We start from the raw sequence: 13880 nt of genomic DNA, 5'->3' as shown, positions 1-13880 counted from the left end.
CGCAAGCCCGCCGGCCCGGAGATCCCGAGGCCCGGAGGCCCGGAAGTCCAATGCCTCAAGGACACGGAAGCGCCGGGATCCGAGGGCACGGAATCCCAGAACCCGAGGCCCCGGGCCCGGAAGCCCCAGGCCCCCAGAACCCGGAAGCCCCGAGCCTCCGGACCGCCCCGGAGCGACCCGACGCCCCCTGAAGCGCCTGGAACACCGCCCCACGCGAGCGCGGCCTCGGCGCGCACCCGTGCGGACGGCCCCACATGCACACCCCACCGGCCGATGTGAAGCTGACCGGTGTGACGACCATCGACACCGCAGGGCCGCCCACCGCCGAGACACCCGCCACACAGCCTCCCGTGCTCGACAAGCGCCGCCGCAACGTCGTCTTCGTGACGATCATGCTCGGTATGCTGCTGGCCGCGCTGGACCAGACGATCGTCGGCACGGCACTGCCGACGATCGTGTCGGACCTCGGTGGCGCGGAGCACATGTCGTGGGTGGTCACCAGCTATCTGCTGGCGGAGACCGTCGCCACGGTGCTCGTCGGCAAGTTCGGTGACCTGTTCGGCCGCAAGGTCGTCTTCCAGGCGTCGGCGATCATCTTCATCACCGGCTCGTTCCTGTGCGGCCTCTCCTCGAACATGATGCTGCTGATCACCTGGCGGGCCATGCAGGGCATCGGCGCGGGCGGTCTGATGGTCACCGCCATGGCCCTGATCGCCGACGTGATCCCGCTGCGGGAGCGCGGCAAGTACCAGGGTGCGATCGGCGCGGTGTTCGGTGTCGCCACCGTGATCGGCCCGCTGCTCGGCGGCCTCTTCACCGACCACCTGACCTGGCGCTGGGCGTTCTACGTCAACGTCCCCATCGCGATCCTCGTCGTGGTGGCCGCGGCCCGCACGATCCCGGTGGTGAAGTCGCCGTCCCGGCCGGTCATCGACTACCTCGGCATCGCCCTGGTGGCGGTCGGCGCCAGCGCCCTGATCCTGGCGACGAGCTGGGGCGGCAACGAGTACGCCTGGGGCTCGCCCACCGTCATCGGGCTCTTCGCGGGCGGTCTCCTCGCCCTCGCGGCCTTCTGCCTGGTCGAGACCCGCGCTGCCGAACCCATGCTGCCGATGCGCCTGTTCGCCAACCCCGTCTTCACGGTCTGCTCGATCCTCAGCTTCATCGTGGGCTTCGCGATGCTCGGCGCGATGACGTTCCTGCCGACGTATCTGCAGTACGTGGACGGCGACTCTGCCACGGTCTCCGGCGTGCGCACCCTGCCCATGGTCGTCGGCCTGCTCATCGCGTCGGTCTTCAGCGGCAGCGTGATCAGCAAGACCGGTCACTACCGGACCTTCCCCATCGTCGGCTCCCTGGTCATGGGCGTGGGTCTCTATCTGCTCTCCCTGATGAGCAGCGGCACCAGCATCTGGCTCTCCTCTCTCTACATGTTCGTGCTCGGTGCGGGGATCGGGCTGTGCATGCAGGTCCTGACCATCGCCGTGCAGAACACCGTCGAGTACGCCGATTTGGGCACCGCCACGTCCGGCGTGACCTTCTTCCGTACGCTGGGCAGTTCGTTCGGCACGGCGGTCTTCGGGACGATCTACGCCAACACCCTGAAGCCGAACCTCTCGGAAGGGGTGGCCGCGGCGGCCCGCAGCAGCGGGCGGGACCCGGCGGCCATCACCAGGGCGGCGACCAGTCCGGAGGGGCTGCACAACCTGCCGTCGGGAGCCGCCGCGCCCCTGGTGAAGGCGTACGCGGAGACCCTCCAGACCGTCTTCCTGTGGACCGTGCCCGTGGCGCTGCTCGGTTTCCTGGTGTCCCTCTTCCTCAAGCAGGTGCAGTTGCGCGACAGCGCCCGGCTGGGCTCCACCGACCTGGGCGAGGGCTTCGCCACCCCGTCCTCGGCCGACAGCCGGCAGCGTCTGGAGGCCACGGTCGGAAAGATCATCGGCGATACGCGCCCCGACACCATGCGCCGGCTCGTCGTCGAGGCGGACACCCGGCTGGACATCGCGGGTGCCTGGGCCGTCATGCAGGTGGAGCTGTTCACCCGGATGGTCGGCCACGCGAACCTCTCCCTGATCGCCGCCCGCCGCCACATGCCCCCGGAGGCGCTGGTGCCGGTCTTCCAGCGCATGGTCGACGAGGGTTACCTCACCCGGACGGGCTCGCTCTTCTCCCACACCGAGGCCGGTGCCCGCGAGGCCCGCGTCATCGGTGACACCTGGGCCGGCTGGCTGGCGGACCGGGTCGAACAGGACCTCGGCCGGCCCTCGGGCCAGGACCTCCGCGTCGCCGTCGACAGCATCGCCAAACGGCTGCTGGTCGAGGACCTCGACAACGGCATCTCGGCGGAGCACCGCCCAGGAGCTCTGGCCACGACCGCGGGCGCGGGCACGTCGGAGGGCGGCCGTTGAGCGTCCTCCGCCCCGCGCAGGACGCCGTCAGCCCAGCGCGCGGTCCAGGTTGAAGGCCGCGCTGATCAGCGCCAGGTGGGTGAAGGCCTGGGGGAAGTTGCCCTGCTGTTCGCCGGTGTGGCTGATCTCCTCCGCGTACAGGCCGAGGTGGTTGGCGTACGTGAGCATCTTCTCGAAGGCCAGCCGTGCCTCGTCGAGCCGGCCGGCCCGGGTCAGCGCCTCCACGTACCAGAAGGAACAGATCGAGAAGGTGCCCTCCTCGCCGCGCAGGCCGTCGGGGCTGGCCTTCGGGTCGTAGCGGTAGACCAGCGAGTCGGAGACCAGGTCCTCGGTGAGCGCGTCGAGCGTCGAGAGCCACTTGGGGTCGGTGGGCGAGATGAACTTGGCCAGCGGCATCATCAGCACCGCGGCGTCGAGGACGTCGTCGTCCTCGTGCTGGACGAACGCCTGCCGCGTCGGTGACCAGCAGCGTTTCATGATCCGCCGGTAGATCGTGTCGCGGGCGCCGCGCCAGCGCACGATGTCCGCCGGCAGGCCGCGGCGGGTGGCGAGCCTGATGGCGCGCTCGATCGCCACCCAGCACATGAGCTTGGAGTAGAGGAAGTTCTTCCGGCCGCCGCGGGTCTCCCAGACCCCCTCGTCGGGCTGGTCCCAGTGGTCGCAGACCCAGTCGACCAGCGCGCAGACGTCGTCCCACTGGTCGCTGGAGATCGGGTGGGCCCATTTGTCGTAGAGGTAGATCGAGTCGATCAGGGCTCCGTAGATGTCCAGCTGGAGCTGGTCAGCCGCGGCGTTGCCGATACGGACGGGGGCGGAGCCCTGGTACCCCTCCAGGTGGGGCAGTTCCCGTTCGTGCAGGTCGGTGCGCCCGTCGATGCCGTACATGATCTGCAGGGGGCCCGCGGGCCGGCCGTCGCCGGGGCTGATGTGCCGGGCCGCGAACGCCATGAACGACTCGGCCTCGCTGGTGAAGCCCAGCCTCAGCAGCGCGTACACGCAGAAGGCCGCGTCGCGTACCCACACGTACCGGTAGTCCCAGTTGCGCTCGCCGCCGAGCTGCTCGGGCAGGCTGGTCGTCGCCGCGGCCACGATCGCGCCGGTCGGCGCGTAGGTGAGCAGTTTGAGGGTGAGCGCGGAGCGGTGCACCATCTCCCGCCACCGGCCGCGGTAGTGGGAGGCGGACAGCCAGCGCCGCCAGAACGCCACGGTGGCGCCGAACAGTTCCTCGGCCTCGGCGCGCGGGCAGCGGCGGGGCTCGATGTCGCCGCTCACCTGGTCGAGGGCGAACACCGCCGACTGGCCCTCGTGGAGTTTGAAGTCGACCGTCGCGTCGAGCCCGTCGCAGGCGAGCGGCTCGGTCGAGGTGAGGGCGAGGGACAGGTTCGCCGACTCGAAGATCACCATGTCGTCGTGCGCCCGCGCGGTGTGCGGCTGCGCCGCGTAGTCGAACCGGGGCGCCACGCGCGCGTGGAAGGGGATCGAGCCGCGTACGCACAGCACGCGCCGGATCAGCCGGTGCCGGTCCTCCTCGGTCGCCCCGCCCGCCGGCCCCCCGCTCCCGGTCGCCCCGTCCTCGGCCGTGTCGCCGTTCACCGGCATGAAGTCCTGGATCTCGCCCACTCCGTCCTCGGTGAAGAAGCGGGTGAGCAGGACGTTGGTGTCCGGGAAGTAGAACTGCTTGGTCCGGGCCGGTACGGCCGCCGTCAGCCGGAACGAGCCGCCCCGGTCGGCGTCGAGGATCGAGGCGAAGACGCTGGGGGCGTCGAAGGACGGACAGCAGTACCAGTCGATCGTGCCGTCGGTGCCGACCAGGGCGACGCTGCGCAGATCACCGATGAGACCGTGGTCGGCGATCGGCAGATAGCGGGCGGACGCCGACGGGGCCGGTGGGTTCTGGTGAGCGGACGCCTCGGACATGACCGCAGCCTCCCTGCCCTGGGGAACTCGCTTCGGACTCCTCCCAGCGTAGGTGCTCCGCCGGGGCCGCGTCGTCGTGAACGCGGCGTCAGCGCAGAAGCAGTTGCAGGCCGCCCAGGACCGTCGCGGCGATCACCAGGCGTTCGAAGAGCCGCTGGTTGATCCGGTCGACCGCCCATCGGCCGATGAGGGCGCCCGGCAGGACGAAGGCCGCGAGGGCCGCGTCCAGCAGCAGCGAGCGGCCGTCGATCAGGCCGAGGCCGACGCTGAAGGGGACCTTGGAGACGTTGACGATCAGGAAGAAGAACGCGGAGGTGCCCAGGAAGCCGAGCTTGCGGAAGCCCGCAGAGAGGAGATACATCGACATCACGGGGCCGCCCGCGTTGGCGACCATCGTGGTGAAGCCGCCCAGGACGCCGTAGGAGCGGGCCTTGATCCGGCCGGTCCTGGTCGCCACCGAGTCGGGTTCCTCGGCCGCCTGCGCCGCCTCGGCCTTCCGGCGGCGCCACACGGTGACTCCGGCCATCAGCAGCAGGATGGCGCCGATCGACGTCCGTACCATCGCGTCGTCGGCCCACACCAGGAACACCGTGCCGACGATCACTCCGGCGGCGACCGCCGGGAACAGCCGCCACAGCGTCGGCCAGTGGGCGTGCCGACGGTAGGTGAGCACCGCGAGCACGTCCCCGACGATCAGGATGGGCAGCAGCACCCCCGTGGACGCCCTGGCCGGCAGGACCGCCGCGAAGATCGCGAGGCTGACCGTGTTGGCCCCGCTCACGGCGGTCTTCGAGAAGCCGACGAGCAGTGCCGCGGCGGCGAGAGCGGCGAACTCCCAGGGGGTTACGTGCCAGAGCGTCATCGTGTCCATGCGGGGACCGATGCTATGCCCACCTATCCGGTCGTGTCAGGAGCGTCTCGCCAGGTGACCCCTGCGGTCACCCGCGCCCGCCGGAGGCCGCGCCGCGCTCTCAGCGCAGCAGCCATCCGCCGTCCACCGCGAGGTCCACCCCGTTGACCGCCTTGTTGTGCAGCAGGAAGTCGACCGCCTCCACGACGTCCCCCATGCGCGCGAGCCGGCCGGAGGGGGTTCGCGCGCGGACCGTCTCCAGTACTTCGGCGGGCTTGTCCGCCCAGGCCGGGCTGTCGCCGACGATGCCCGGATGGACGGCGTTGACGCGGATCGGGGCCAGTTCGGTGGCCAGGGCGCGCACCAGGCCCGTGACGCCCGCGTTCACCGTCGCGACCGTGGTGGCACCCGGGTAGGGGCGCTCCTTGGCCTGGCCGCCGAAGAGCACGACGGCGCTCTCCCCGGTCATCCGCGGCAGCAGTGTGTGGACGACCTCGGTGTAGCCGACGAGCTTGAGGGTGACGAGGTTCAGCGCGGCGTCCAGGTCGTAGTCGGTGACGGAGTTCTGGTCGCGGGAGATGCCCGCGACGACGAGATGGTCGACCCGCTCCACACCGGCCAGCGCGGCCGCGATCTCCCGGGGCCGGGAGAGATCCAGGGCGAGCCCGCGCGCACCCGTCTCCTTGGCCACCGTGTCGGTGCGGTGGGCGTCGCGGCCGGTGAGAACGACCTCGTCGCCGCGCTCCACCCGGCTGCGGGCGAACGCGCGGCCGATACCGGCCGTACCACCGATGACGACAACACTGCTCATGTCTTCTCCTCCAGCACGTCCTCAAGCTCATCCCGGCTCAGGGTTCTGCGCCAGCTTGTCACTCAGGTGGTCCCAGTCACGGGCGAACCGGTAGGAGTGGCGCGACGGCGGCTGCGGTGCCTGTGTCTCCAGCCAACGCACGGGCCCCGTACCGGCGTTGGTGAAGCCGTGTACGCAACCGGCGCCCGCCCAGGCGGCGTCGCCCACGTCGAGCCGGTACCGCTCGCCGTCGAAGGTGGCGTCCACCGCGCCCTCGACGATCAGATACGTCTCCTCGAAGGGGTGGTCGTGCGCGCCCGCGACGCCGTCGGCCGCGTACTGGACCATGAACATCGTCGAGGCGACCGCGCCCAGGTCCGCGTCCACCATCGTCTTCACGGTGATCCCGCTGTAGACGAGCAGCGCGGTGCGCATGCCGGCCGACACCGCGAGGAGGTCCTGGGACTGCTTCCCGGGGTCCATCTGCGCGGGTTCGAAGTGGCCGAAGGAGCGGGTGCGCGGGTCGCGTACGTCGATCCGGGCGGGCGCGGTGACGGGCAGCGCGGGCACGGCCCGGGTGTCGTACCCGTAGCGCGCCCTCGGCACCGGCGCGAGCATGTCCGCCCAGCGCGCGACGGTGTCCCCGGCGCCGCGCCAGGCGTGCGGGACGCCCGTCGGCAGCAGCCCGTAGTCGCCTTCCTCCAGGAGGTACGAGCCCTCGGGCGTATCGAGGACCACGGTCCCGGAGAGCAGGTGGAAGGACTCCTCGTACGAGTGGACGTGGGCCCCGACCGTCCCGTCCGGCGCCAGTTCGCACACGCCGAAGCCGGTGTGTACGGTGCCGTCCGCCTCGCCGACCACCGTCCTTCGGGTGAACCCCGTGCTCCTATGGGGCAGTTGGACCGGGGCGGTGAACGTGGCGTCCGCCGCCCGCCGGATCACGTGGTGGGTCATGCCTTCCGCTTCCCTCGCGCCTCGGCGGCCGCCACGATGCGGTCACGGGACTCCTCGACCAGGCGCCGGGCCCGTCCGACGTCGGCGAGGAGCCTGCCGTCGCGCTTGCGGACGACCCCGTCGACGATGACGGTCTCGACGTTGGAGACGTCCGCGCTCAGGGTCACGGCGGCCACCGGGTCGATGACGGGCGCGACGTTGAGCGCCGTCGCGTCGATCGCCACGATGTCGGCGCGCTTGCCGGGGGTCAGCGAACCGGTGCGGTGTTCGAGGCCCGCGACGTGCGCGCCGTTGACGGTCGCCAGCTCCAGCATCCGGCGTGCCGTCAGCATCGTGTCGGGGACGGGGCTGTCGGCCTGCCAGCAGGCGGCGTTGACGCGGGCCCGTTCGGCGCCGAAGGCCGCGCGGATCTGGGTGAACATGTCGCCGGGCACGGTGGTGACGACGTCGATGCTCAGGGAGGGCCGCAGGCCGTACTCGATCGCCTTCATCACGGGCGGCCAGCCGTGCCCCATCTGTGTCTCGACCTGCGGGGAGATGGAGACCGTGCCGCCGCTGTCGGCGACCATCCGCCACTCCTCCTCGCTGAAGTAGCAGCAGTGCACGTAGGTGGTGTCGGAGCCGAGCAGCCCGAGTTCGTGCAGCTGTTTGACCATCCCGAAGCGGCCGGCTAGCCGCCCCATGCCGACGTGCACGGTGAGAGGGATGTCGAGTTCGCGCGCGAGCCGCCAGTCGGCCTCGACGACGTCGTTGATGCAGAAGCCGGGTCCGCGGGTGGCGAGTCCCATGGTCAACAGGCCGTCGTCAGAGGCGAAGTGACGCTCCTTCACCCTGCGGACGTCGTCCCCGGGCAGCGCGATCTTGCTCTCGTACCAGTAGTCGGCGAGCGAGGTGTTGGCACTGCCGTAGGCGTACTGGGCCCGGATACCGCTCTCGCCGAGCGCCTGGACGGCGGCGTCGGGATGTTCGGGGGTGTTGTTGATGTGGGACCAGTCGACCAGGGTGGTGATCCCGGCGTTGAGGCACTCCAGGGAGCCCGCCAGGTTGCCCGCGTACACGTCCTCGGGGGTGTAGACGGGCGCGAAGGTGTCCAGGACCTCGACGAAGTAGTCGTCGAGGGTGGCGTCGGGCGCGCAGCCGCGGATGGGCGCCTCCCAGGTGTGCCGGTGGGTGTCGACGAAGCCCGGCACGAGGATGCGGCCCGTCATGTCGAGCACCTCCGCGTCCGCGCTGATGTCGCGTGCGACCGCGGCGATCCTGCCGTCCTCGATGAGTACGTCGCCATCGGGCAGGTCCCCGATGGCGGGGTCCATCGAGAGCACGTGGCCCGAGCGCAGGAGCATTCGGTTGGTCATCGCCCTACTCGCCTCTCTCCATGCCGAGTTCGATAAGGAGCCGGGGGTGATCCGGAGCCGGGGGTGATCCGGTGCGGCCGGATCCGGTTCAGTACGCGCTGAGGTCGCGGACCTTCGCCACGACCTTGTCGACGCTCGGGACGACCTCCTGTTCGAGCGCGTCCGCGAAGGGCAGCGGCACACAGGCGGCCGCGACCCTGCGGACGGGCGCGTCGAGGAGGCCGAACCCCTCGTCGGCGACGACCGACACGAGCGTGCCGCCCCAGCCGCCCTGGTAGGGGTTCTCCTCGACGGTCACGAGCCGTGAGGTCTTCGCGAGCGAGCCGAGCACGGTCCGCACGTCGAGCGGTACGAGGCAGCGCAGGTCGATCACTTCGGCGCCGATGCCCTCCTCGGCCAGCCGCTCGGCGGCGGTGAGCGCCACCGGCACCATCGAGGCGAGGGCCACGAGGGTGACGTCGGCGCCCTCGCGCACGACGGCCGCCCGTCCCAGCTCGACGACGTGGTCCGGTGGCGCGGGCGGCCCCTTGGCCGCGAACAGTCCCTTGTGTTCGAAGAAGACCACGGGGTCGTCGCTGCGGACGGCCGCCGCCATCATGCCGATGACGTCGGCGGGGGTGGCCGGCGCCGCGATCTTCAGTCCGGGTACGGTCAGCGCCCAGTTCTCGGTGGCCTGGGAGTGCTGGGCGCCGAAGCCCAGTCCGCCGCCGTTGGCCGTGCGCACCACCAGCGGCACGGTGACCTGACCGCCCGTCATGTACCGCACCTTGGGTATCTCGTTGGCCAGGTAGTCCCAGCAACAGGCGAGGAAGTCCGAGAACATGATCTCCGCGACGGGCCGCATGCCGGTCATCGCGGCGCCCATCGCCGCGCCGACGATGGCCTGTTCGGAGATCGGTGTGTCCCACACCCGCCCGGAGCCGAACTCCTCGTACAGCCCGGCCGTCGTCTTGAACACCCCGCCCGCCGCGCCGATGTCCTCACCGAGGCACACCACGGTGGGATCGCGCCGCATCTCCCGCGCGATGCCCTCGGCGACCGCCTGCCGGTAGGTGATCACGTCCGCCACCGCGCACCTCCGTCGGCCCATACGTCGGTCAGCGCCTCCCGGGGATCGGGCGCGGGCGCGTTCTTCGCCGCCTCCACCGCCTCCTGTACGAGGATCGCGGCGCGCTCGTCGGCCCCGGCCAACTCCTCGGCGGGCACGCCGAGTTCGACGAGCCGGCCGCGTGCCACGTCGAGCGGGTCGTGCTTGAGCCAGCGCGCCACCTCCTCGGCCGGGCGGTACGCCGCCGGGTCGGCGCGGCTGTGGCCGAAGTGCCGGTAGGTGCGGGCCTCCAGCAGGCTGGGCCCGTCCCCCGCGCGGGCCCGGTCCGCGAGGCGGGCCACGGCCTCGCGCACGGCGAGCACGTCGTTGCCGTCGACGAGCTCGCCGGGGATGCCGTAGGCGGGCGCCCGGTCGGCCGCGGGGTTGGCGACGGCGGTCACGTCGGCGATCGGGGTGTACTCCATGTAGAGGTTGTTCTCGCAGACGAACAGCACGGGCAGTTTCCACACGGCGGCCAGGTTGAGCGCCTCGTGGAAGGCGCCGATGTTGGTCGCCCCGTCGCCGAAGAAGGCCACGGCGATCTGCTCGGTCCCCCGCAGCCGGGCCGACCAGGCGGCGCCGACGGCCAGCGGGAGATGGGCGCCCACGATGGCGTACGAGCCGAGCATGTTGACCGAGGCCTTGGTGAGGTGCATCGAGCCGCCCTTGGCCCCGCACAGGCCGCTCGCGCGGCTCATCAGTTCGGCGAGGCACTCCTCGGGGGTCGCGCCGCGGGCCAGGGCGTGGTGGTGGCCGCGGTAGGTGGCGAAAACGTAGTCGTCGTCGCGCAGGGCCGCGCTCGCGCCGACCGCGACGGCCTCGTGTCCGGCGGCGAGATGGGTGGTGCCCTTGACGAGGCCGGACAGGAACAGGTCGTGGGCGGCCTTCTCCGTGCGCCGGATGACGGCCATCTCCTCGTACAGGTGCAGGAGTTGACCCGCGCCGCTCGGGGCGTCCGAGACGCCGGTGTCCGGGCCCGCTCCCGGCTGTGGGGTGCGGGTCATCGTTCCCCCCTGCCCTCGCGGGTGTTGAGGTGGGACTGGGACTCGCGGCGGGTGTCCAGAGCGCCGCCGACGGTCCAGTACTTGCGGCCCGCGACGAGGAGTTCCTCCGCGGGGAACTTGGTGATCACCTCGCACCCGTCGGCGGTGACGACGACCTCCTCCTCGATGCGCGCCGCCGACCAGCCGTCCTTGGCCGGCCAGTAGGTCTCCAGCGCGAACACCATGCCCTCCTGGAGGACTTCGGGATGGTCGAGCGAGACCAGGCGGCTGAAGATGGGCTTCTCCCAGATGGACAGGCCCACTCCGTGTCCGTACTGCAGGGCGAACGCGGCGGTCTCGTCGGGGAAGCCGAACGCCTCGGCGCGCGGCCAGACTTCGACGATGTCGGCGGTCGTGGCGCCCGGCCGGACCAGCGCGACGGCCTCGTCCATGTACGCACGGCAGCGGACGTACGCGTCGCGCTGCGCGGGTGAGGCGCTGCCGACCGCGAACGTGCGGTAGTAGCAGGTGCGGTATCCGAGGTGGCTGTGCAGGATGTCGAAGAAGGCGGGGTCGCCGGGGCGGATCAGCCGGTCGCTGTAGACGTGCGGATGCGGTGAACAGCGTTCCCCGGAGATCGCGTTGACGCCTTCGACGTACTCGCTGCCCAGGTCGTAGAGGACCTTGCTGACGAGTCCGACGCACTCGTTCTCGCGCACGCCGGGCCGGAGGTAGCCGTACAGCTCCTCGTACGCGGCGTCGACCATGGAGCACGCCTGGGTGAGCAGGGAGATCTCGTCGGCCGTCTTGACCCTGCGGGCCTCCAGGAACACCTGCTGGCCGTCGACGACGTCGATGCCCTGTTCCTTGAGGGCGTGCAGGACCGGCATCTCGGCGAGGTCGACACCCAGCGGCTCGCCCGCCAGGCCGTGTTCGCGCAGTTCGGCGGCGACCTTCGCGGCGACGTCCGCGCCGATCCGGGCGTCCGGGTGGAAGGCGCCGCGCAGGGTGGAGATGCCCGCGCGGGCACCGGTGGGCGGGCCTCCCTTGCCGTCGCTGTAGTCGAGCCACGGGTTCTGGAGCTGATGGTGGCGGGCGGCGGAGCCGAAGTCCCAGACGACCGGTTCGCCGCCGCGCACGAGGAGCGCGAAGCGGATCAGCTTGTCCATCGCCCAGGTACCGATGTGGGTGGACGACATGTAGCGGATGTTGGCGAAGTCGAAGCTCAGCAACGCGCCCAACTCGGAGCGGTTCAGGGCCTCGTGGAGCCGTCCCAACCGCTCCCCGCGGAGCCGGTCGAGGTCGATGCGCTGTTCCCAGTCGACGGCGTTCGGTCCGAAGGTACGGATTGCCATGACGACCACCACCCTCATCCGGAGTGAACGACCGTCCGGGGAAAGTGTCAAGGCATACTGAACACGAACCAGACTCCGACGGCCGGTTCGGCGCCGTCGTTGCGGTACCGGTGCGGGGTGCTCGACTCGAAGGAGACCGCGTCGCCCGGCCGGATCACGTACTCGTCGAAGCCGAGGGTGAGCACCAGTTCGCCGGAGGTCAGATAGCCGTACTCGGTCCCGGAGTGCCGCATCAGACCGCCCGTGCCCGAGGAGGCCCCGCCGGGGCGGTAGGTCACGAGCAGGAAGTCGACCTCCGCTCCGGGAACACGGCCGAGGCGCTCCCACACCACGCCCGAGTCCAGTTCGAGCACTTCCCGTTCACCGCCTTTGACCAGGGGGCCGATCCGGTGGCCGGGGTCGGCGGCGAAGGCGGCGAGCGCCTGCAGCACGGTGCCGGCCGGCGCCCCCACCGGCGCCGCGGGGGCCGTGGGCGCCACAACGGCCACCGGGTCCACCGAGTTCATCGGGGCCACCGGGGTGAGGGCCGGACCCGGGCCCGGAGCCAGGTCTTCCGCGGCGTCGAAGAGCGACTCGACCGGAACGGCGAGCGCGGTGGTGATCGCGTACAGGGTGCTCACCGAGGGCTGGCTCTTGCCCGTCTCGATCTGCGAGATGAGGCTCGCGGACACCCCGATCTCCCGGGCCAGACCGCGCAGGCTCATCCCCTGAGCCGTACGCGCCCGGCGGATGCGCGCGCCGACCGGTGGCACCACGACGGGGGACACGGGGCGGCTCCTCTCCGAACGCACCGGGTCCCGGGATCTCCCGGGCCGCTCATGCGCGTTCACCTTCATTGAACAGGGAAGCCGGCCCGCGGGGGAGGTCCGTCCGGAAACACCTGACAGATCACCTCACGCCATACACTCGTCAAGTTAGCTTAGGCTAAGCTAACTTTCCCGAATCGGGCTCGGACATCCACGCCGTCAGGGAGGAGTCCGCCCATGGTCCTGCCAGTCGTCAGCTCCTATCCCATGCCCGACCGTTCCATGGTCCCCGCGTCCGGCCCGTCCTGGACGATCGACCCGGCACGGGCCGCGCTGCTGGTCCACGACATGCAGAACCACTTCGTCCAGGCCTTCCCGCCGGACTGCTCCCCCGTCGTGGAGCTGGTCGACAACATCGCCACCCTGCGCGAACTCGCGGGCACCCTCGGGATGCCGATCGTCTTCAGCGCCGAACCGGCGGGGCAACGCCCCGGGCGGCGGGGCCCGCTGACCGACGTCCGGGGTCCCGGCATCGGCCCGGAGCCGGACGGGGACGCCTCGGTCGTGGCGTCACTCACGCCCCGGGTCGGGGAACACCTGATGGTCAACGTCCGGCACAACGCGTTCCTCCGCAGCCATCTCGGCAGGCTGCTGCGCTCCGAGGGGCGCGACCAGCTGATCCTCTGCGGAGTGCGGGCGCACCTCGGCATCCTGCTCACGGCCGCGGACGCCTTCATGCACGACCTCCAGCCGTTCGTGGTGGCCGACGCGGTGGCCGACCTCTCCGCCGAGGACCACTCCATGGCCCTGCGCTGGATCGCGCGTACCGGCGTCGTCTGCACCACCGACCAGCTGATCCGTCACCTGCTGCACGGCAGGGCGGCACAGAGCAGGTGACACCCGCCGGGCGGCGTACCTCTCACAGAGCCGGTCACGCGCAGGGGCGCCCCGGATAGTCGTCGCTCTCCGGCACGCCCGCCGCGCGCATCCTGCGCAGGACCTCGCCCCGCACGGCCCGGTCGTCGATGTCCACCGGGCAGTTGGCGTCCCGGTCGAACACCAGGACGTCCCCGGCGGTGTCCCACAGCACCCACCGGCGGGGGTAGGGCGGCCCCTGCCACAGATGGGCGTACGTCTCCATGGTGTCCGTGCGCGTACTCACCGTGCGGTTCCCCGCCGTCTCAGGTCCGGTCCGCCGTCATCCGCTCCGCCAGGCTCTTGGGGCGCATGTCGGTCCAGTGGGCCTCGATGTGGTCCAGGCACTCCTGGCGGGCGGCCGGGCCGTGCGCGACGGTCCAGCCGGCCGGCACGTCCGCGAAGTCGGGCCACAGGCTGTACTGGCCCTCGTCGTTGACGAGCACGGAGTAGGTGCCCTCGGGGTTCTCAAACGGGTTGGTGCTCATGGTGGTCCTCCGACTCGGTTGGTTTTCCAGGG

Annotated in this window: 13 protein-coding genes; 2 read left to right on the top strand and 11 right to left on the bottom strand. The window is 71.1% G+C overall.

The window, feature by feature from the left end:
- Positions 1–254 precede the first annotated feature (254 nt).
- A complete protein-coding gene (locus ACLVWQ_RS26390) occupies positions 255–2408 on the top strand; it encodes an MDR family MFS transporter (protein WP_414111662.1) in 2154 nt (717 codons plus the stop codon).
- Between the two features lie 27 nt (positions 2409–2435).
- On the opposite strand, the gene ACLVWQ_RS26385 is transcribed toward ACLVWQ_RS26390, so the two are convergent.
- The 9 genes from ACLVWQ_RS26385 to ACLVWQ_RS26345 form a co-directional block, all read right to left on the bottom strand.
- Entirely contained in the window at positions 2436–4325 is a 1890-nt protein-coding gene (locus ACLVWQ_RS26385; RefSeq protein WP_414111661.1) for a glycoside hydrolase family 15 protein, read from the bottom strand.
- Positions 4326–4413: 88 nt separating this feature from the next.
- Positions 4414–5196 (bottom strand): sulfite exporter TauE/SafE family protein, encoded by a 783-nt coding sequence (locus ACLVWQ_RS26380; protein WP_414111660.1) that lies wholly within the window; start codon positions 5194–5196, stop codon positions 4414–4416.
- A 100-nt stretch (positions 5197–5296) separates the two neighbouring features.
- A complete protein-coding gene (locus ACLVWQ_RS26375; RefSeq protein WP_414111659.1) occupies positions 5297–5986 on the bottom strand; it encodes an SDR family NAD(P)-dependent oxidoreductase in 690 nt (229 codons plus the stop codon).
- A 27-nt stretch (positions 5987–6013) separates the two neighbouring features.
- The gene (locus ACLVWQ_RS26370; RefSeq protein ID WP_414111658.1) at positions 6014–6919 is read right to left on the bottom strand and encodes a cupin domain-containing protein; all 906 of its coding nucleotides are present in this window, start codon (positions 6917–6919) and stop codon (positions 6014–6016) included.
- Complete coding sequence (locus ACLVWQ_RS26365; protein WP_414111657.1) at positions 6916–8274, bottom strand: amidohydrolase family protein; 1359 nt, start codon at positions 8272–8274, stop codon at positions 6916–6918. The genes ACLVWQ_RS26370 and ACLVWQ_RS26365 overlap by 4 nt, the downstream gene beginning before the upstream one ends.
- Before the next feature lie 88 nt (positions 8275–8362).
- Positions 8363–9343, bottom strand: a complete 981-nt coding sequence (locus tag ACLVWQ_RS26360; RefSeq protein WP_414111656.1) for an alpha-ketoacid dehydrogenase subunit beta — start codon at positions 9341–9343, stop codon at positions 8363–8365.
- Positions 9331–10272, bottom strand: a complete 942-nt coding sequence (locus ACLVWQ_RS26355; RefSeq protein WP_414111728.1) for a thiamine pyrophosphate-dependent dehydrogenase E1 component subunit alpha — start codon at positions 10270–10272, stop codon at positions 9331–9333. Before ACLVWQ_RS26355 ends, ACLVWQ_RS26360 begins: the two co-directional genes overlap by 13 nt.
- Before the next feature lie 89 nt (positions 10273–10361).
- On the bottom strand, positions 10362–11699 hold the full coding sequence (locus ACLVWQ_RS26350) for a M24 family metallopeptidase (RefSeq protein ID WP_414111655.1): 1338 nt from the start codon (positions 11697–11699) through the stop codon (positions 10362–10364).
- Positions 11700–11746: 47 nt separating this feature from the next.
- Positions 11747–12466, bottom strand: coding sequence for a helix-turn-helix domain-containing protein (locus ACLVWQ_RS26345; RefSeq protein WP_414111654.1), 720 nt, complete (start codon positions 12464–12466; stop codon positions 11747–11749).
- Positions 12467–12682: 216 nt separating this feature from the next.
- Between ACLVWQ_RS26345 and ACLVWQ_RS26340 the strand changes: the two genes are divergently transcribed.
- Positions 12683–13342, top strand: a complete 660-nt coding sequence (locus ACLVWQ_RS26340) for an isochorismatase family protein (protein WP_414111653.1) — start codon at positions 12683–12685, stop codon at positions 13340–13342.
- A gap of 34 nt (positions 13343–13376) precedes the next feature.
- Here ACLVWQ_RS26340 and ACLVWQ_RS26335 read toward each other — a convergent pair whose 3' ends face one another.
- Complete coding sequence (locus ACLVWQ_RS26335; protein ID WP_414111652.1) at positions 13377–13607, bottom strand: hypothetical protein; 231 nt, start codon at positions 13605–13607, stop codon at positions 13377–13379.
- 19 nt (positions 13608–13626) lie between these two features.
- Positions 13627–13848, bottom strand: a complete 222-nt coding sequence (locus tag ACLVWQ_RS26330; protein ID WP_414111651.1) for an MbtH family protein — start codon at positions 13846–13848, stop codon at positions 13627–13629.
- Positions 13849–13880: the final 32 nt, after the last annotated feature.

The organism is Streptomyces sp. CWNU-52B, assembly GCF_047444975.1.
GTDB lineage: Bacteria > Actinomycetota > Actinomycetes > Streptomycetales > Streptomycetaceae > Streptomyces.
The sequence above is the reverse complement of the archived record's forward strand: the minus strand, read 5'-3'. Positions and strand labels throughout refer to the sequence as shown.

Coding starts and splice junctions, on each gene's coding strand:
- ACLVWQ_RS26390 (WP_414111662.1), top strand. CDS start 255: ATGCACACCCCACCGGCCGATGTGAAGCTGACCGGTGTGACGACCATC.
- ACLVWQ_RS26385 (WP_414111661.1), bottom strand. CDS start 4,325: ATGTCCGAGGCGTCCGCTCACCAGAACCCACCGGCCCCGTCGGCGTCC.
- ACLVWQ_RS26380 (WP_414111660.1), bottom strand. CDS start 5,196: ATGGACACGATGACGCTCTGGCACGTAACCCCCTGGGAGTTCGCCGCT.
- ACLVWQ_RS26375 (WP_414111659.1), bottom strand. CDS start 5,986: ATGAGCAGTGTTGTCGTCATCGGTGGTACGGCCGGTATCGGCCGCGCG.
- ACLVWQ_RS26370 (WP_414111658.1), bottom strand. CDS start 6,919: ATGACCCACCACGTGATCCGGCGGGCGGCGGACGCCACGTTCACCGCC.
- ACLVWQ_RS26365 (WP_414111657.1), bottom strand. CDS start 8,274: ATGACCAACCGAATGCTCCTGCGCTCGGGCCACGTGCTCTCGATGGAC.
- ACLVWQ_RS26355 (WP_414111728.1), bottom strand. CDS start 10,272: ATGGCCGTCATCCGGCGCACGGAGAAGGCCGCCCACGACCTGTTCCTG.
- ACLVWQ_RS26350 (WP_414111655.1), bottom strand. CDS start 11,699: ATGGCAATCCGTACCTTCGGACCGAACGCCGTCGACTGGGAACAGCGC.
- ACLVWQ_RS26340 (WP_414111653.1), top strand. CDS start 12,683: ATGGTCCTGCCAGTCGTCAGCTCCTATCCCATGCCCGACCGTTCCATG.
- ACLVWQ_RS26330 (WP_414111651.1), bottom strand. CDS start 13,848: ATGAGCACCAACCCGTTTGAGAACCCCGAGGGCACCTACTCCGTGCTC.